This window comes from Marinobacterium zhoushanense, from assembly GCF_014641945.1.
GTDB classification, from domain to species: Bacteria; Pseudomonadota; Gammaproteobacteria; order Pseudomonadales; family Balneatricaceae; genus Marinobacterium_D; species Marinobacterium_D zhoushanense.
Genome location: NZ_BMIJ01000007.1, coordinates 23,994 through 41,873 on the forward strand (window position 1 = coordinate 23,994; position 17,880 = coordinate 41,873).

A 17,880-nucleotide genomic window follows, 5' to 3' on the forward strand; every position below is an offset into this window, starting at 1 on the left:
TTGGCTCAGCGATCGACACCTCTGCTGTGGCTGAGAGCGGCCCTGTACTATCTTGGCTTCTATCCTGTCACCGTCCTCTATGCCGCTGTATGTCTGCTGATTGGGCCCCTGCTGCCGTTCAGGCCGCGTTTTGCCATGCTCAGCAGCATCAATTACTTCTATATCGCCTGGCTGCGTGTCTGTTGCGGGGTGCGTGTCGAGGTTGAAGGGCGCGAACTCCTGCCGGCCTCCGGGGCGTTCGTGGTTGTGGCGAATCACCAGAGTGAATGGGAGACGCTCTACCTGCAGTTGCTGGTACGGCCGCAGGTGGTAGTGCTCAAGCGTGAGCTGCTGAAGATCCCGTTCTTCGGTTGGGCATTGGCCCTGCTCAAGCCGATCGCGCTGGATCGTTCAGACCGCCGGGGCGCACTGCGCCAGTTGCTGGAGCAGGGTGTCGCCCGCCTCAAGAGTGGCCTGCCGGTACTGATCTTCCCCCAGGGGACCCGGGTGCCGGCCGGCAAGATTGGGCGCATGAACAAGGGTGGCGCGATGCTCGCGGTCAAGGCCGAAGTGCCGATTGTGCCCTTAGTGCACAACGCTGGTCTGTTCTGGCCTGGCAAGTCATTTATCAAGTATCCGGGCACGGTGCAGGTTCGAGTGGGGGCGCCGATACAGGTCGAGGGTCGCAGTGTCGATGAACTCCATGGCGAGATGGCGCTGTGGATGGAGCAGGCGATGCGGGAGATTGGTGCGATCGACTGAGTGCTGGAAGTTTCCACAACCTGATATAGCCGCTCCTGCGCATCCATGCGCTTGCGGCATAGCGTACATTCTGTACTTAATAAAAAACCCGTCCTAGGACGGGTTTTTTATGTCGCGAACGCCGGATCAGTCGTGATACTTCTGGAATATCAGCGTTGAGTTGGTGCCGCCGAAACCGAAGCTGTTGGACATGACGCGCTCCAGGTTCACATTGTCCTGGCGTGTGGTCACGACCGGCAGACCCTCTGCTTCCGGATCCAGCTCTTCGATGTTGGCAGATGCGCAGATGAAGTCGTTCTGCTGCATCAGCAGGCAGTAGATCGCTTCCTGCACGCCGGTGGCGCCCAGGGAGTGACCGGTCAGCGACTTGGTCGAGCTGACCGGCGGCATCTTGTCGCCGAAGGTGGATTTCATCGCCTTCAGCTCCTGGATATCGCCCGCCGGGGTCGAAGTGCCGTGGGAGTTGATGTAATCGACTTCACCGTCAACGGTGGCCAGAGCCTGCTGCATGCAGCGTACTGCACCCTCACCGGACGGGGCGACCATGTCATAACCGTCGGAGGTGGCGCCGTAACCGACCAGCTCGGCGTAGATCTTGGCGCCGCGCGCTTTGGCGTGCTCCAGCTCCTCGAGTACCAGCATGCCGGCGCCACCGGCGATGACGAAGCCGTCGCGGTTGGCGTCGTAGGCGCGAGAGGCCTTTTCCGGTGTCTCGTTGTACTTGCTGGACAGTGCGCCCATGGCATCGAACATCACCGTAAGCGACCAGTGCAGCTCTTCGCCGCCACCGGCGAACACCACGTCCTGCTTGCCGAGCTGAATCTGCTCCATGGCGTTACCGATGCAGTGAGCACTGGTCGCGCAGGCGGAGGTGATGGAGTAGTTGACGCCCTTGATCTTGAACGGTGTTGCCAGACAGGCCGATACCGTTGAGCCCATGGTGCGGGTTACCCGGTAGGGGCCTACGCGGCGGACACCCTTGTCGCGCAGGATATCTGCAGTCTCAACGATATCGGCGGAGGAGGCGCCGCCGGAGCCGGCGATCAGGCCGGTACGCACATTGGAGACCTGGTCTTCGCTCAGGCCGGAATCTTTTACCGCCTGGTCCATCGCGATATAGGCATAGGCCGCCGCATTGCCCATGAAGCGGCGCAGCTTGCGGTCGATCACGGCATCGATATCCAGGTCGACGCTGCCAGCCACCTGGCTGCGGAAGCCCAGCTCGGCATATTCCGGCTGGTACTTGATGCCGGAGCGTCCCTGTTTCAGAGAATCCAGAACTGTCTCCTTGTCGTTACCAAGGCAGGAAACAATCCCCATACCGGTCACTACGACACGTCGCATGTGTAGCCTCTCTATATTTTCGAACTCTGGTTGTTGGATATGCAGCGCATGATCAAGTTCCTGAGTGAAGTTGAACAAGGATCATGCAGCGGGCTGCGCTTATGGATTAGAAGTTATCGGTCTGGGTAAACAGGCCGACACGCAGATCCTTTGCAGTGTAGATCTCGCGACCGTCAACCGACAGCGAGCCGTCCGCGATTCCCATCACCAGTTTGCGCTCGATAACACGCTTCAGCTGGATGTTGTAGGTGACTTTCTTGGCGCTGGGAAGAACCTGGCCGGTGAATTTTACCTCGCCGGAACCCAATGCACGACCGCGGCCCTTGTTGCCGCGCCAGCCAAGGAAGAAACCGACCAGCTGCCACATGGCATCCAGGCCCAGGCAGCCGGGCATGACCGGGTCGCCGGGGAAATGGCAGTTGAAAAACCAGAGATCGGGGTGGATATCGAGCTCGGCGATTATCTCGCCTTTGCCGAACTCACCGCCTTCGGCACTGATCCGGGTGATGCGATCCATCATCAGCATATTGTCGACTGGCAGCTGGGCATTGCCCGGGCCAAACATCTCGCCGTGACCGCACTTAATGAGGTCTTCGCGTTCAAAGGAAGAGGGTCTGGTCATGAGAAAACTGTTTATCCACATCCGTTTTTTTTCAGAATAGCGGGTTATTATACCGGTTAGCGGTCCGTGAGGCACGGACTGCATCAGTTAATTTACGCATTCAGCGATCGACTTAGGTGGGATATTGGAATTATGGAGCATAACTTCTGGCATCAGCGCTGGCAGGAAGGTCGAATCGGGTTTCATCAAGCGGATTTTAACCCCTGGCTGCAGCAGTTCTGGTCAAAGTTGATCGTCAAGCCCGGTACCAGGGTGTTGGTGCCGCTGTGTGGCAAGTCACGGGATATGCTCTGGCTGCGCGAGCAGGGGTATGAGGTGTTGGGCATGGAGCTCAGTGATATCGCCTGTCGCGATTTTTTCCACGAGCAGGGTGTCGAGGTCGAGGCGATCACCATCGACAACTACCACCGTCGCGAGCGCGACGGCATCGTGCTGTTGACCGGCGATATCTTCGAGCTGCCCTGGGAGGTGTTTCGTGGGATCGGCGCGGTGTACGATCGGGCGGCGTTGATTGCGTTGCCGCCGGCGATGAGGCGACGCTACGCGGAGCGGTTGGCGCAGCGTATCGAGCCCGGTGTCGAGATGCTGCTGGTGACGCTGGAGCTGGCGGGCGACGATCGTTCGCAGTTCTCGGTGAGTGAGGGTGATGGGCCGCCGTTCTCGGTATTTGAAAGCGAGGTGCGCGATCTGTTCGAGCCGGCGTTTACGGTGATTACGCTGGCAGCAGGAGAGCGTGTCGAGACGCCGCGAGGGTTGGAGCGCGAGGTGGCGTACCTGTTGCACCGCCAGTAGGCGGTGCACGGAGCGGTTGCTTCAGCTGGTACGTTCGACCGCCATCCGGGCGATGCTGGTCAGGGTGTCGCGGAAGCTGTTCTGCGGCAACTCGGTCAGCGCTGCAAGCGCGTGATCGATCTGAGCCTGGGCCTGAGCCTTGGTGTACTCGATCGCCCCGGTACGGTGCACGATGTCGAGGACAGGAGCCAGATCGTCCAGACCACCCTTGCGAATCGCTTCGCGCACCAGTGCGCGCTCGCTGTCCGATCCTTCCCGCATGGCATGGATCAGCGGTAGTGTGGCTTTGCCCTCGGCCAGATCGTCGCCGACGTTTTTGCCCATCTCTTCGCTGCTGGAAAGATAGTCCATGACATCGTCGACCAGTTGGAAGGCGATGCCGAGATGGCGACCGTACAGTCGCAGTGCTTCGCGTTGTTGTGGGTTGGCGTTGGCCAGAATCGCGCCGCATTCGGTGGCGGCTTCGAACAGCATCGCGGTCTTGCCGAGAATCACGTTCATATAGGATTCTTCGGTGGTATCCGGGTTGCGCTGGTTGAGCAGCTGCAGCACCTCGCCTTCGGCAATCACCGTGGTGGCGTTGGAGATCACCTGCATGATCGCCATCTCACCGATCTCGACCATGATCTGGAAGGAGCGGGAGTAGAGAAAGTCACCGACCAGTACGCTTGGGGCGTTGCCCCATTTGGCGTTGGCGGTGGCGTTGCCGCGTCGCAGTTCGGAGTTGTCGACCACATCGTCATGCAGCAGGGTGGCGGTGTGGATAAATTCGATCACCGCCGCCAGCGGGATGTGCTGCTGACCGGAGTAGCCGCAGGCGTTGGCCGCCAGCAGTACCAGCAGCGGACGCAGGCGTTTGCCGCCACTCTCCACTATGTAGTGGCCGATGCTCTCCACCAGGGGAACGTTGGATCCGAGGTGGTTGAGGATGTACTCGGTGACCGCGTCGAACTGCGGTTCAATCAGCGGGTTGAGCTGGTGTGGCTGCATAGCGTTACTATGTCGGTCGACAGAATGGTTCGCCGCATGCTAGGGACAAGGCCTCAGGGTGTCAAGAAAAGGCCGATCCCCTTGGCTAATGTAAAGGCTAAAGCGCTTGAGTCGACGGGGGAGTTTGTGTAGAATTGCGCGCCCTGAGCCTGTCCATCTTTAGCTCCCTATCATAGGGTGCCGCCGGTTGTGAGACCGTCGTGCCTTAAACCCTTAGAAGTAGGTGTTATCAATCTTAGTAGCCGGGCAGGCCTAATACTGGAGAAAAACATGTTTGCAGTTATTGTGAGCGGCGGTAAGCAGTACCGCGTTCAGGAAGGCCAGACTCTGAAGCTGGAAAAGCTGGCTGTGGAGCCGGGTGCTAACGTCGAGTTCGATCGTGTGCTGCTGGTTGGCAATGGCGACGACGTCAAAGTCGGCGCGCCGGTTGTCGATGGTGCCAAGGTTGCGGCGGAAGTCGTGTCTCACGGTCGTGGCGACAAAGTGAGCATCATCAAGTTCCGTCGTCGTAAGCATCACATGAAGCGTCAGGGCCACCGTCAGTGGTTCACTGAGGTTAAAATCACTGGTATCAGTGGCTAATCAGACAGGAGATTGAACAATGGCTCATAAGAAGGCTGGTGGTTCCACGCGTAACGGTCGCGACTCGCAGTCCAAACGTCTGGGCGTGAAGCGTTTCGGTGGCCAGGCAGTGATTGCCGGTAATATTCTGATCCGTCAGCGTGGTACCAAGGTTCACGCTGGTGAGAACGTAGGTCTGGGCAAGGATCATACTCTGTTCGCCAAAGCGGATGGTGTTGTGAAGTTCGAAGTCAAAGGCCCGAAGAATCGTAAGTACGTCAGTGTAGTTCCTGCCTGAGCGGCTCACTGAAGTAGAAAAAGCTCCGCCAAGGCGGGGCTTTTTTTGTTAAAGGGCGGGTCAAATCCGCTGATAGTGCCCTCTGGTGACGGGGGCGGTACCTGAGCTTTCGGGAGGAATCAGATGAAATTTGTCGACGAGGCGATCATTACGGTTGAGGCCGGCAAGGGCGGCAACGGGTGCATGAGCTTTCGGCGCGAGAAGTTTATCCCGAAAGGGGGGCCGGATGGCGGTGATGGCGGCGATGGCGGCTCTGTATTCGTTGAAGCGGATGAGGGGCTGAATACGCTGATCGACTATCGCTATACCCGCCGTTACAACGCGCGCAATGGTGAGGGTGGTCGAGGCGGTAATTGTACTGGCGCCAAGGGTGAGGATCTGGTGCTGAAGTTGCCGGTTGGTACCACGGTGGTGGATATCGATACCGATGAGGTGCTGGCGGACCTGACTCAAGTTGGTCAGATTGAAAAGATCGCCCAGGGTGGTTTTCATGGTCTGGGCAATACTCGCTACAAGAGCAGTGTAAACCGGGCGCCGCGTCAGACCACCAACGGTACCCCGGGCGAGCTGCGCAACGTACGGCTGGAGCTGAAGGTGCTGGCTGACGTCGGCTTGCTCGGGCTGCCCAATGCCGGCAAGTCGACGCTGATCCGGTCCATCTCGGCGGCCAAGCCCAAGGTGGCGGATTACCCCTTTACTACCCTGGTGCCCAACCTGGGTGTGGTGCGCACCGAGGCGCATCGCAGTTTCGTCGTCGCTGACATCCCTGGCATTATCGAAGGTGCAGCTGAGGGTGCGGGGCTGGGTATCCGCTTCCTCAAGCATTTGGCGCGCAATCGCGTGTTGCTGCATCTGGTGGATATGGCGCCCTGGGATGAGCTGACCCCGGCGGAAGCGGCGGTGACGGCGGTGGCCGAGCTGACCAAGTTCAGCCCGACCCTGGCAGAGCAACCGCGCTGGCTGGTGTTGAACAAGCTGGATATGGTTGCGACCGAAGAACAGGATGCCGCCTGTCAGGCAGTGGTTGATGCGTTGCAGTGGTCGGCGCCGGTGTATCGAGTGTCGGCGCTGAACAAGCAGGGGTTGCAGGCTCTGGTGCACGATCTTCAGGATTTTTTGGATGCTCGCGCAGCGGCCGTGGCGGAAGATCCTACGCTGCTGGAGCAGGAGCGCGAAACGCGTGCGATTATCGATGCCGAGGCGCGGGAGAATCTCGAGCGGCTTAAGGCTGAGGCGCGGGCAAGGCGCCAGGCTGCAGTCGATGGCTTGGATGACGACGATTTTGATGACGACGACTACGATGTCGACGTCGAGTGGGTGCGTTAACGGCGGCGGATGTAGAGAGGAGCGAAGGTGGTGGCGGGTCGCGAAGGTTTGGCGCATGGTGGGCGCTGGGTGGTTAAGATCGGAAGTGCATTGCTGACCAATGACGGTCGCGGGCTTGATCTTGCGGCTATCGGGCATTGGGTCGACCAGGTGGCGCAGCTGCGCGCGCGCGGTGTCGAGGTGGTGCTGGTCTCTTCCGGTTCAATCGCCGAGGGTATGAAGCGTTTGGGTTGGCGTGATCGTCCGAAAGAGGTGCATCGTCAGCAGGCGGCTGCCGCCGTGGGGCAGATGGGGCTGGTGCAGGCTTATGAATCGAGCTTTGCCCGCCATGGTCTGCACACTGCGCAGGTGCTGCTGACTCATGATGACCTGTCCAATCGCAAGCGTTACCTGAATGCGCGCTCGGCGTTGAGTACGTTGATTGATCTGGGTGTGATTCCGGTGATCAACGAGAACGATACCGTGGTGACCAGCGAAATACGCTTTGGCGACAACGATACGCTGGGTGCATTGGTCGCCAATGCGATCGAGGCGGATGCGCTGATACTGTTGACTGATCAGCAGGGGTTGTACGAGGCGGATCCCCGCTCCACCCCAGATGCGCCGTTCGTGCATCAAGCGCGGGCTGAGGATGATCGTCTGATTGCTATGGCTGGGGGCGGTGGCAAACTTGGTCGCGGCGGTATGGCAACTAAGGTGCGTGCTGCTCGCCTGGCGGCACGCTCCGGTGCGCAGACGGTAATCGCCAGTGGGCGAGAGCCAGATGTGTTGATGCGGCTTTTTGCCGGTGAGGAGCTGGGCACGCTGCTGGTACCGGAGAAAGAGCCCGTGGCGGCGCGTAAACAGTGGATCGCCGGTCATCTGCAGGCAAAGGGGACTCTGGTGCTGGACGCTGGTGCTGTCAGGGCGCTGGTCTCCGGGGGTAAAAGTCTGCTACCGGCGGGTGTCAAATCGGTATCGGGTGAGTTCTCGCGTGGTGAGATGGTGCTGATGCTGGATGAGGCGGGCGCGATCATGGCGCGCGGTCTGGTTAATTATGGTGTTGAGGATGCCCGCCGGATCATCGGCTTCGCCAGCAGCGAGATCGTTGAGCGACTGGGTTTTATGGGTGAGCCGGAGTTGGTGCACCGGGATAATCTGGTGCTGGCCTGATCAGCTGAGGTTTTTGATCGACTAAGCCGGCTTTGATGTCGGCTTTTTTATGTGTGAGCTGTGCTGATGCTTGCCTCGGGCACAAAAAAACCGGCTTGCGGCCGGTTTTTTTTGGAGCGCCGATCGGCTGGCTGCTTACGCGGCCATCGCCTTGATCCGTGCGTTCAGACGGCTCTTGGTGCGAGCGATCTTGTTCTTCTTGAAGATGCCCTTGTTGACAGAGCTGTCCAGCAGCGGCTGGGCAACCTTGTAAGCTTCCTGGGCAGCAGCCTGGTCGCCGCTGGCGATGGCTTTCAGAACTTTTTTGAAATAAGTGCGCACCATGGAGCGCAGGCTAGCGTTGTGCTGACGACGCTTTTCGGCCTGGCGAGCGCGTTTACGAGATCCTGCGGAATTCGCCACGATCTGGCTCCTCAAATTAGAAGTGATTCAGAATACGACGTGTAAGCGTCGAAAAATTAGACGCGAGATTATTCATGTTACGGCGCTGGGTGTCAAGTCTGTGCCCGTTTTTTAATGGGCGCTTCGCCGTGGGGCCTGGCCGCTGTATTATCTGCGCTGCTTATCTCAATCTAAACCGCGAATAGCAACCACAGCATGGAAACTCCAGTGCCCGAACAGGAAACCCGTTCAGTCGGATTGCTCCGATCAAGCAGTGTCGTCGGCCTGATGACGATGCTCTCGCGTGTGCTGGGGCTGGTGCGTGATGTCGTGATCGCGGGCTATTTTGGTGCCAGCGGAAGTGCTGACGCCTTTTTTGTGGCGTTCAAGATCCCCAATTTTTTGCGCAGGCTATTTGCCGAAGGTGCCTTCTCCCAGGCATTTGTTCCGGTTCTGTCCGAATATCGCAGTCAGCGCGATCTGGCCGCGGTCCAGCTGCTGGTGCACCGGGTTGCGGGTTCGCTGGGTTCTGTGCTGCTACTGGTTACGCTGCTGGGCGTGATCGGTGCACCAGTATTAGCCGCGCTGTTTGCACCGGGTTTCTACCTGGCCGGTGGGGAAAAGTTCGAGATGGCGGCGCAGATGCTGCAGATCACCTTTCCCTACTTGATGTTGATATCGCTGACCGCGTTTTGCGGTGCGATCCTGAACGCTTACGGTCGCTTCGCTATCCCAGCCTTTACTCCGGTGCTGCTGAACCTGAGTCTAATCGGTTCGGCAATGATGCTCAGCCCGCTGTTCGATCCGCCGATCCTGGCACTGGCCTGGGGGGTATTCATGGCCGGTGCGTTGCAGTTGCTGTTCCAGCTGCCGTTCCTGGCCCGGCTGCAGCTGATGCCGATACCACAACGAGGTTGGCGGGACGAAGGCGTGCAGCGGATCTTGAGGCTGATGCTGCCGGCGCTGTTCGGTGTGTCGGTCGCCCAGATCAACCTGCTGCTGGATACGGTGTTGGCCTCCTTTCTGCAGACCGGCAGTGTTTCCTGGCTGTACTACTCGGACCGCCTCTCCGAACTGCCGTTGGGTGTGTTCGGCATCGCCATTGCGACGGTGATTCTGCCCAGTTTGTCGCGTCGCCATGCCGAGCAGTCGTCCGAGCATTTTCGCCAGACGCTGGACTGGGCGGTGCGCATGGTGTTGCTGATAGGGGTTCCGGCGGCGCTGGCACTGGTGGTGCTGGCGGAGCCGCTATTGGTCACCCTGTTCCACTACGGTGAGATGAGTGCACTGGATATCGAGATGTCGGCGCGCAGTCTGCGTGCCTATGGCTTGGGTCTGGTCGCGTTCATGTTGATCAAGGTGGTGGCGACCGGGTTCTTCTCGCGTCAGGATACCAAGACCCCGGTCAAGATCGCGATGCAGGCGATGGGCGCCAATATGGTGTTGAACCTGATCTTGATCTGGCCATTGGCGCACGCCGGTCTGGCGCTGGCGACCACGCTGTCTGCTTATATGAATGCCGTGTTACTGTTGCGCGGCCTACTCCGGGCTGGCGTTTTCACCTGGCAGACCGGATGGCGTACCTTCGTGATGCGCCTGATGGCGGCAAACGGCGCGCTCTGCCTGCTGCTGTTTTGGCTGAATACGCCCACCGACCGGTGGTTGGCGGCGGGACTGTGGCAGCGTGTACAGTGGATGTCGCTGCTGGTTGCGGGCGGCCTGGGGATCTATCTGCTGGTGCTGGTGATTTGTGGTCTGAGATTGCGGCATCTGCGTGGATAACAGGGTTTGCCGGTGTGCAGGACTTAATCAATACTGGCGTTGTACGGTATACTCCTGCGTTCGCATTTGACAGGCGCGGCGTTCGCGGTGGCTTTTCTCGACCTTTGGGTCTTGGGTTCTAGGGGTAAAAGATCAGATCGCGTATGGAATTGATCCGCGGTTTACACAATCTGCGTGAGCGTCATCGGGGCTGCGTCGCGACCATTGGCAATTTTGATGGCGTGCACCTTGGGCATCAGCGTGTACTTGAGCAGCTGCAGGCAAAAGCGGCAGAGCTCGACCTGCCCAGTGTGGTGATCATCTTCGAGCCTCAGCCGCGGGAGTTTTTCTCGCCGGAACAGGCACCGCCGCGTTTGACTCGCTTTGGCGAAAAGGTGCGTTTTCTAGAGTTCAAGGGTGTCGAGCGGGTGCTCTGCCTGATGTTCAATACGCGCTTACGCAGCATGTCGGCAGATCAGTTCATCGAGCAGTTGCTGGTCCAGAAACTGGGCATCCGTCACCTGGTTGTCGGCGATGACTTCCGTTTCGGCTGCGACCGGCGAGGCGACTTCGAGTTGCTTAAACGTGCCGGCGGGCGGATCGGCTTCTCGGTGGAGGAGACCGCGACTCTGGAGGTCGATGGCGAACGGGTCAGTAGCTCCCGGGTCCGGGCGGCTCTGCAGGCGCACGAGTTCGGACTTGCCGGCCGGCTATTGGGACGCCCCTACCGCGTTATCGGACGGGTGATGCATGGTCAGAAGCTGGGACGGCAGCTCGGCGCTCCCACCGCCAATGTGCGTATGCACCGCTTCGCCTGCCCGCTACGCGGCGTATACGTGGTGCACGGCTTGATCAACGGGCAGCGCTATCCGGGCGTTTGCAATGTTGGGATCAGGCCGACCATTCATGGCCGTCAGCCGGTACTCGAGGTGCATCTGCTCGATTTCAAGGGCGACCTGTATGGCGAGCTGATGCAGGTGGAGTTTTTACATTTTCTGCGTGCGGAGCGTCGCTTCGACGGACTGGACGCGCTCAAGGTACAGATTAACGCGGATATCGAGGCAGCCCGCGACTGGCTGGCCTTGGCATCGACGCAAAGTTGAAGCTGGGAACAATCCAACATGACCGATTACAAACCGACACTGAACCTGCCGGAAACGGCCTTCCCGATGCGCGGCAATCTGCCCGCCCGCGAACCGGCTCGGCTTGAACGCTGGGCGCAGATCGATCTCTACGCCAAGCTGCGTGAAGAGGGTAAGGGGCGTCCGCAGTTCATCCTGCATGATGGCCCTCCCTACGCCAACGGCAACATCCATATCGGTCATGCGGTGAATAAGGTGATCAAGGATATGATCGTCAAATCGAAGACGTTGAGCGGCTTCGATGCACCCTACGTACCGGGCTGGGACTGCCATGGTCTGCCGATCGAGCACAAGGTCGAGACGATGATCGGCAAGGCGGGAGACAAGGTGCCCTATCGTGAGTTTCGGCAGAAGTGCCGCGAGTATGCCCATGAACAGGTGGAGGGGCAGAAGGCTGACTTCATCCGTCTTGGCGTGATCGGCGATTGGGACAACCCCTACCTGACAATGAACTTCGGAACCGAGGCCAATATCGTCCGCGCCCTGGGCAAGATCATCGACAATGGCCATCTGGTGAATGGCTACAAGCCGGTGTATTGGAGCGTGGTCGGCCAGTCTGCATTGGCCGAGGCCGAGGTGGAATACCAGGAAAAAACCTCGACGGCGATCGATGTGCGCTTTACCGCTGTGGATCAGGGCAAGGTACTTAAACTGTTCGGTACGGAGGCCGGTGAAGGCCCTGTATCTGTTGTGATCTGGACCACCACGCCCTGGACCATTCCGGCCAACCAGGCGGTATCGCTGAACGGTACTCTCGATTACGCGCTGGTCGAGACGCAGATCAACCAGGGCAGCGAACGTCTGGTGCTGGCCGCCGAGATGGTCGACGCCATCATGGCGCGCTGGGGCGTGCAGCAGTACCGGGTGCTGGCCACCTGTAACGGCAGCGCGTTGGAACTGTTGCAACTGCAGCACCCGTTCTACGCTCGCCAGGTGCCGGTGATCCTGGGCGACCATGTCACCACCGATGCCGGTACTGGTGCCGTGCATACCGCACCGGATCACGGTATGGAGGACTTTGTTGTCGGCCAGCAGTATGGGCTGGGTACACTGAACCTGGTGCAGGCAAACGGCACCTATACCGATGACGCCGGTGAGCTGGCCGGCGTACACGTGTACAAGGCGGACGAGCCGGTTTGCGAGGCGCTGGAGCGCGAAGGCAAACTGGTGCATAAAAAGCGTTTCGAACACAGCTATCCGCACTGCTGGCGTACCAAGACCCCGCTGATCTACCGCGCCACGCCGCAGTGGTTTGTCTCCATGGAGGAGAAGCAGCTCAAGAGCCATGCGCTGGAAGCGATCAAGGGGGTGCAGTGGTTCCCCGAGTGGGGCCAGAACCGGATCGAGGCGATGGTTGAACAGAGCCCGGACTGGTGTGTCTCCCGTCAGCGGACCTGGGGGGTGCCGATCACCCTGTTTACGCACAAGCAGAGCGGCGCACTGCATCCACGCACCCAGGAACTGATCGAACAGGTGGCTCAACGCATCGAGCAGGGCGGTATCGACGCCTGGTTCGAGCTGGACGCGGCCGAGCTGCTCGGCGACGAGGCCGCCGACTATGACAAGGTTACCGATACCCTGGATGTCTGGTTCGACTCCGGTGTGACCCACTATTCGGTACTGGAGCAACGTGAAGGGCTGCGTTTCCCGGCCGATATGTACCTGGAGGGTTCGGATCAGCATCGTGGCTGGTTCCAGTCCTCGCTGAAGACCTCCATCGCGATCAATGATTGCGCACCGTACAAACAGGTGCTGACCCACGGTTTTACCGTCGACGAGAAGGGCTACAAGATGTCCAAGTCGCTCGGTAACGTGATCGCGCCGCAGGAGGTGACCGATACCCTGGGTGCCGACATCCTGCGCCTGTGGGTGGCGTCGACCGATTACGCCGGCGAGATGGCGGTCTCCCAGCAGATCCTGCAGCGCACGGCCGACTCCTACCGTCGTATCCGTAACACCGCACGCTTCCTGCTGGCCAACCTGAACGGTTTCGATCCGGCCTCCGACATGGTGGCACCGTCGGAGATGCTGGCGCTGGACCGTTGGGCCGTGGGTGCGACGGCGGCACTGCAGAAAAAGGTGATTGATGCCTACGATAGCTACCGTTTCCTCGATGTCTACCAGCAGGTGCACAACTTCTGCGTGCGTGAGCTGGGCGGTTTCTACCTTGATATCATCAAGGATCGCCAGTACACCACCAAGCCGGACAGTCTGGCACGCCGCTCCTGCCAGAGCGCGCTGTTCCATATCGCCGAAGCGCTGACCCGCTGGATCGCACCTATCCTCAGCTTCACCGCCGAGGAGATCTACGAGGTACTGCCGGGCGAACGGCGCGATAGCGTGCTGCTGACCACTTGGTACGAAGGGCTGGCGGCGTTTGCCGATAGCGATGCCTTCGGTCCTGCCTTCTGGCAGCGGGTGATGGCGGTCAAGGATGCGGTCAACAAGTGCCTGGAAGACGCACGCGGCGAAAAGTTGGTCAAGGCCTCGCTGGCGGCAGAAGTGACCCTGTATGTCGATGACAAGCTCGAGAGTGATCTGGCCCGCCTCGGTGACGAGTTGCGTTTCGTGCTGATCACCTCGGTGGCGCAGCTAAAGCCGCTGAGCGAAGCCGGCGATGCCCGTGCAACCGATGTCGAAGGTCTGAAAGTGGCGGTCAAAGCGTCCGAGCAGGCCAAGTGTGCGCGCTGCTGGCACCACCGTGAGGATGTCGGTCAGCACGCGGAAGAGCCTGAACTCTGTGGCCGCTGTATAGAAAACGTCAGCGGTGACGGAGAGCAGCGCCAGTACGCCTGATGACCCATATCCCTGTAAAAGCCAGCGCATTGCGCTGGCTCTGGATCACGCTGCTTGTCATTCTGCTCGACCTGGGGAGTAAGTACCTGGCCGACACGCTGCTTGAGTACGCCTATCCAGTGCCTCTGCTGCCGGTATTTGACTTGACGCTGCTCTACAACAAGGGGGCGGCGTTCAGTTTTTTATCCAGTGCCGGCGGTTGGCAGCGCTGGCTGTTTATCCTGATCGCCTGCGGTGTCAGTGCCCTGCTGTTGGTCTGGATGCGTCGCACTCCTGCCAGCCCCTGGTGGCTGGGCGTGGGGCTTGCGCTGCTGTTGGGTGGCGCGGTGGGTAATCTATACGACCGGATAGTGCATGGTCACGTGGTCGATTTCATATCCTTGCACTATGCAGGCTGGTATTTCCCGGCGTTTAATCTTGCCGACAGCGCGATTACCCTGGGGGCCGGCCTGCTGGTATTTGACATGCTGTTTGGCGGCAATGCCGCCGGAGACAAATAAGATGAGTGAACAGGCTGTTGTTGGGCCGGGAAAAGAGATCAAGCTTAACTTCGCGATCAAGCTCCAGGATGGCCAGATCGTCGATTCCAACTTCGACGCCGCCCCTGCGACGTTCGTCTTTGGCGACGGCAACATCCCCGAGGGGTTCGAGCAGGCGATGCTGGGGCTGAAACCTGGCGATCATGTCGAGCTCACCATCGCCCCTGAGCGTGGCTTCGGTCAGCATAACCCCAGCAATGTGCAGGTGATGCCGCGCAGCGAATTCAAGGATATGGAGCTGGAGCCGGGCCTGGTGGTCTCATTCCAGGAGCCCGGAGGTGAGATCCCGGGCGTGATCACGGAGTATAACGACGAACGGGTGATGGTGGACTTCAACCACCCGCTGGCGGGGAAAACCTTGTTGTTCGAGGTCAGGATCATGGCTGTCGACTAGCGTCGACAGCTTCCTATCCGCTAGTCCTTCCAGCAGCTAGCGGGGGTTTTGGTATTACTTTGATTCACTGTCAGTGTCGCACCTCCACAGTCATTGACCTGATCACTGCCCGATGCTGGCGCGGCGTTGATCGTATAGGTGGAGGAGGTCACATTGGTTACGGTAAAGGTGTAGTAGTCGGCACTATTCAGCCCTAGGCTTTCGGCAGTCAGCTGAGCGGAAGTGGCATAGGAGTTGTTGTAGGCGCGGTAACGCTCCTGCTTGATCTGTGCGTCCAAAAGCACAGCCTGCGCCTCCGCTCGCCTGGCCTCTCGCATGTAGTTCCTGTACGAGGGATAGGCAACTGTAGCGATGATGCCAATAACAACAACTACAATCATGAGCTCGATTAATGTAAAACCCCTGTTTGAATGGTTCACTGTAGTTCCTTTATGCTGCTATGCTTGACCAACCCAATCCTAACATCCTGGCGAAAGGATTTGATCTGGTGATGGCACTTTTTCCACGGAAAGACGCGCGGGTATATTTCGAGGATCTCTATGCTAGAGAAACCGGGTTCACCCTGATAGAACTGCTGGTTACACTGGCCGTTGTCGTCATACTGGCGACGGTGGCCGCTCCTGCCTTTCGTGACTTCTTCGAGAATAGACGCCTTACCAACGCGGCACAAACTCTATATGCCGATCTTCAGCTCGCACGCGCCGAGTCGATAAAGCGAAATCAAACGATTTTTGTGAAATTCGATGATTCTCCGTCCACCGATTGGTGCTACGGGCTGGAGGAGGCATCGACAGCATCCTCGTGCGACTGTGCCGATACATCCAACAGCTACTGTACGGTGGACGGGGTACGTCGGGTCACCGATGTGGATGATTTTCCAGGCGTGACCATGAGTGCGTCGTCGGTGGCCGGATCAACCGTCACTTTCGATCCCAAGCGGGGGACGCTGTCGCCGGCGGGTTCGATTTTCTTTACTAACGACAGCGGAAATCAGATGCGCATCACGATGAGTCTGCTTGGTCGATTGCGTGTGTGTGTGCCCAGCGGCTCCAGCGTGCCGGGGTATGAGTCATGCTGAGAATGAAGCGACAGGCTGGCTTTACCCTGATCGAGTTGATGATTGCGCTGCTGTTGGGCCTGATCGTCACCGCTATCGCCATCTCGATGTATGTGTCGACGTTGGGCATAACCCGGCAGACTGTGACCTCCGTACGGCTGAGCCAGGAGATGAGGACGGTAATGGATATGATGGTCCGAGATATCAGGCGTTCCGGTTATTGGGCCGGTGGTTCGTTGACCGGCAATCCGCATGCTGCGGTTGTGTCCGGCGGGCTGCCAGTCAATGTGTTTACTTCGCCGAAATCATCCGACAGCGACTCCTGCGTGGTCCTGTCCTACGATTACGACGCGGATGGGGCGGCGACCATCGAGCACCTGATGGGCTATCGCATGGATGATGCGCAGGGCGCCGTCGAGGTGTTATGGGCGTCGTCATCAACCTTGACCGGGGACGTGGATTGTTCGGTGCTGCCCAGTAACTGGCAAAACCTGACCGATAACAGCACGACCGTCATTACTCAGTTGCTGTTCCAGCGCCTGCCATCGGCGGCGTCCTTCGCCTCTGCAGCTGCGCGCTCGATTCGCATTACCCTGCGCGGTGAATCGTCATCGGATGACCGGTTGGTTAAGGAGCTGATAGAGGAAGTGAGGGTGAGAAATGACATATAGTCGCCGCTTCAACGGATTGTCACGATCTGGTTTTCGCTCGCAGCATGGAGCGGTAACGCTGATTGTCGCCATTGTACTTCTGGCTCTGCTGACCATTACGGTGCTGACTGTCAGCCGGTTGACCACACTCGAATTGAAAACCTCAGCCAATACCAATCGCGCGAAAGAAGCATTCCATGTTGCCCAAGGCGGATTGGACTACGGTGCAATGAAGTATGTCGAGGATCCTTCAGCCTGGACACCCAATGGGAATACGACCATTTCGATCCCCGCCAGCAGTGCCACCGAGGCCAGCGTGTCTGTCACAGTATCCGGCGGCTATGCCACGGTAACGGGTGTGGGGGAATCGCCTGACCAAACCGGCTCCGCTACGATTGAAGAGAAATATGGCATCGTACCGCTGATCGATACCGGTGAGCTGCCACCCCTGATGGCGGGGGGGAATTTTCCACCAAGCGGTAGCTTCACCATCGTAACCAACCCGAACGGTGGTGGAGATGGCGTACCTGTATCGGCCTGGGTAAAAAATTCGACCACCCAGGGGGTGGCATCCTGGCAGACCTGTAACCTCGATGAGTATCTGAACGAAGGAAACAATGCTACGCGCACAAAGGACTCTACGTACGAGTGGATCTGTGAGCAATGTACCTGTCAGCAGGCGGATAACCATCTGTGTGAGGCGGAGAGCGGAGTCGATCCGGCGGATAATTGCAGTGATGTTGTCGCCGACAGTTGTGTACCGGACTCTTTCGAGAATCTGTTTGGGGTCAATGTATATACCGATTCCGATGCCTGCTTGACGGCTAGGGGTCTATCGGCACCGGATACAGGTGTGGACCCAACCGCATGGACGATCTATCGAACCTTGGGCATGCAATATGGCGTCGAATGCGATGACTTGGACGCTTCAACCGGCGATATGTTTTATTCGGGCGGCGCATACGATGGCGAGTTACCCCTGATCTGGATCGAGGGGGATTGCGATATCAAAGGTAAGACCATCGGGAGCCCCGATGCTCCGTTCATCCTGGTGGTGCATGGCGATGTGACTGCAAATGGAGGGACGACCTTTTACGGCATTCTATTTGCTTTCACCGATATTTATACCGGTACGGATAGCGATGATTTTGGCATAAGCATAACCGGTACAGCTAAATTCTACGGCTCGATATTGGTGAATGGAGATGTAGATCTTCCCACGGGGAGTTTTACGCTGGTCTATGTAAAGAGTCTGCTGGAAAACTTTGCCAACTCGGGTGGTAAGTTCGACTCACTGGCAAGATTTCCAGGCTCTTGGACAGATCTGAAATAGG

Annotated in this window: 19 protein-coding genes; 14 read left to right on the forward strand and 5 right to left on the reverse strand. The window is 58.7% G+C overall.

Translation table 11 applies throughout. The annotated features are described in order from the left end of the window. Positions 1–741 carry a lysophospholipid acyltransferase family protein gene (locus tag IEX40_RS16295; protein ID WP_188750205.1) on the forward strand — a complete coding sequence of 247 codons (741 nt, stop codon included), beginning with the start codon at positions 1–3 and terminating at the stop codon, positions 739–741. A gap of 126 nt (positions 742–867) precedes the next feature. Here the strand turns inward: IEX40_RS16295 and fabB are convergent, their stop codons facing one another. Further along, positions 868–2,085 (reverse strand): beta-ketoacyl-ACP synthase I, encoded by a 1,218-nt coding sequence (gene fabB, locus IEX40_RS16300; RefSeq protein WP_188750207.1) that lies wholly within the window; start codon positions 2,083–2,085, stop codon positions 868–870. Between the two features lie 106 nt (positions 2,086–2,191). Then, on the reverse strand, positions 2,192–2,707 hold the full coding sequence (gene fabA, locus IEX40_RS16305; protein WP_188750209.1) for a 3-hydroxyacyl-[acyl-carrier-protein] dehydratase FabA: 516 nt from the start codon (positions 2,705–2,707) through the stop codon (positions 2,192–2,194). A 132-nt stretch (positions 2,708–2,839) separates the two neighbouring features. On the opposite strand from fabA, the gene IEX40_RS16310 reads away from it, so the two are divergent. Next, a complete protein-coding gene (locus IEX40_RS16310; RefSeq protein WP_188750211.1) occupies positions 2,840–3,499 on the forward strand; it encodes a thiopurine S-methyltransferase in 660 nt (219 codons plus the stop codon). 21 nt (positions 3,500–3,520) lie between these two features. On the opposite strand, the gene IEX40_RS16315 is transcribed toward IEX40_RS16310, so the two are convergent. Then, positions 3,521–4,489 carry a polyprenyl synthetase family protein gene (locus tag IEX40_RS16315; RefSeq protein ID WP_188750213.1) on the reverse strand — a complete coding sequence of 323 codons (969 nt, stop codon included), beginning with the start codon at positions 4,487–4,489 and terminating at the stop codon, positions 3,521–3,523. A gap of 270 nt (positions 4,490–4,759) precedes the next feature. Between IEX40_RS16315 and rplU the strand changes: the two genes are divergently transcribed. From rplU to proB, 4 genes are all read left to right on the forward strand, one after another. After that, positions 4,760–5,071, forward strand: coding sequence for a 50S ribosomal protein L21 (gene rplU / locus IEX40_RS16320; protein ID WP_188750215.1), 312 nt, complete (start codon positions 4,760–4,762; stop codon positions 5,069–5,071). 19 nt (positions 5,072–5,090) lie between these two features. Beyond that, the gene (rpmA, locus tag IEX40_RS16325) at positions 5,091–5,348 is read left to right on the forward strand and encodes a 50S ribosomal protein L27 (protein WP_188750217.1); all 258 of its coding nucleotides are present in this window, start codon (positions 5,091–5,093) and stop codon (positions 5,346–5,348) included. Between the two features lie 123 nt (positions 5,349–5,471). Further along, complete coding sequence (gene cgtA, locus IEX40_RS16330; RefSeq protein ID WP_188750218.1) at positions 5,472–6,674, forward strand: Obg family GTPase CgtA; 1,203 nt, start codon at positions 5,472–5,474, stop codon at positions 6,672–6,674. Between the two features lie 27 nt (positions 6,675–6,701). Beyond that, positions 6,702–7,826: a glutamate 5-kinase gene (gene proB, locus IEX40_RS16335; RefSeq protein WP_188750219.1), complete on the forward strand. Its 1,125-nt coding sequence runs from the start codon at positions 6,702–6,704 to the stop codon at positions 7,824–7,826. A 135-nt stretch (positions 7,827–7,961) separates the two neighbouring features. Here proB and rpsT read toward each other — a convergent pair whose 3' ends face one another. Further along, positions 7,962–8,228, reverse strand: a complete 267-nt coding sequence (gene rpsT, locus IEX40_RS16340) for a 30S ribosomal protein S20 (protein WP_188750220.1) — start codon at positions 8,226–8,228, stop codon at positions 7,962–7,964. A 195-nt stretch (positions 8,229–8,423) separates the two neighbouring features. Here rpsT and murJ point away from each other — a divergent pair, with 195 nt between their 5' ends. From murJ to IEX40_RS16365, 5 genes are all read left to right on the forward strand, one after another. Continuing rightward, entirely contained in the window at positions 8,424–9,989 is a 1,566-nt protein-coding gene (murJ, locus tag IEX40_RS16345) for a murein biosynthesis integral membrane protein MurJ (protein ID WP_188750221.1), read from the forward strand. 143 nt (positions 9,990–10,132) lie between these two features. After that, positions 10,133–11,071 carry a bifunctional riboflavin kinase/FAD synthetase gene (ribF, locus tag IEX40_RS16350; RefSeq protein WP_188750222.1) on the forward strand — a complete coding sequence of 313 codons (939 nt, stop codon included), beginning with the start codon at positions 10,133–10,135 and terminating at the stop codon, positions 11,069–11,071. Positions 11,072–11,089: 18 nt separating this feature from the next. After that, the gene (ileS, locus tag IEX40_RS16355) at positions 11,090–13,906 is read left to right on the forward strand and encodes an isoleucine--tRNA ligase (RefSeq protein WP_188750223.1); all 2,817 of its coding nucleotides are present in this window, start codon (positions 11,090–11,092) and stop codon (positions 13,904–13,906) included. Continuing rightward, a complete protein-coding gene (gene lspA, locus IEX40_RS16360) occupies positions 13,906–14,406 on the forward strand; it encodes a signal peptidase II (protein ID WP_188750224.1) in 501 nt (166 codons plus the stop codon). The genes ileS and lspA overlap by 1 nt, the downstream gene beginning before the upstream one ends. Position 14,407: 1 nt before the next feature. Further along, complete coding sequence (locus IEX40_RS16365) at positions 14,408–14,839, forward strand: FKBP-type peptidyl-prolyl cis-trans isomerase (protein ID WP_188750225.1); 432 nt, start codon at positions 14,408–14,410, stop codon at positions 14,837–14,839. Positions 14,840–14,859: 20 nt separating this feature from the next. Here IEX40_RS16365 and IEX40_RS16370 read toward each other — a convergent pair whose 3' ends face one another. After that, positions 14,860–15,258 carry a type IV pilin protein gene (locus tag IEX40_RS16370; protein WP_268235808.1) on the reverse strand — a complete coding sequence of 133 codons (399 nt, stop codon included), beginning with the start codon at positions 15,256–15,258 and terminating at the stop codon, positions 14,860–14,862. 71 nt (positions 15,259–15,329) lie between these two features. On the opposite strand from IEX40_RS16370, the gene IEX40_RS16375 reads away from it, so the two are divergent. From IEX40_RS16375 to IEX40_RS16385, 3 genes are read left to right on the forward strand one after another with little or no spacing between them, the layout of a single operon-like run. After that, complete coding sequence (locus IEX40_RS16375; protein WP_188750226.1) at positions 15,330–15,917, forward strand: GspH/FimT family pseudopilin; 588 nt, start codon at positions 15,330–15,332, stop codon at positions 15,915–15,917. Further along, positions 15,911–16,567: a PilW family protein gene (locus IEX40_RS16380; RefSeq protein ID WP_188750227.1), complete on the forward strand. Its 657-nt coding sequence runs from the start codon at positions 15,911–15,913 to the stop codon at positions 16,565–16,567. The genes IEX40_RS16375 and IEX40_RS16380 overlap by 7 nt, the downstream gene beginning before the upstream one ends. Beyond that, on the forward strand, positions 16,557–17,879 hold the full coding sequence (locus tag IEX40_RS16385) for a pilus assembly PilX family protein (RefSeq protein ID WP_188750228.1): 1,323 nt from the start codon (positions 16,557–16,559) through the stop codon (positions 17,877–17,879). Before IEX40_RS16380 ends, IEX40_RS16385 begins: the two co-directional genes overlap by 11 nt. The last annotated feature ends 1 nt before the right edge of the window (position 17,880 follow it).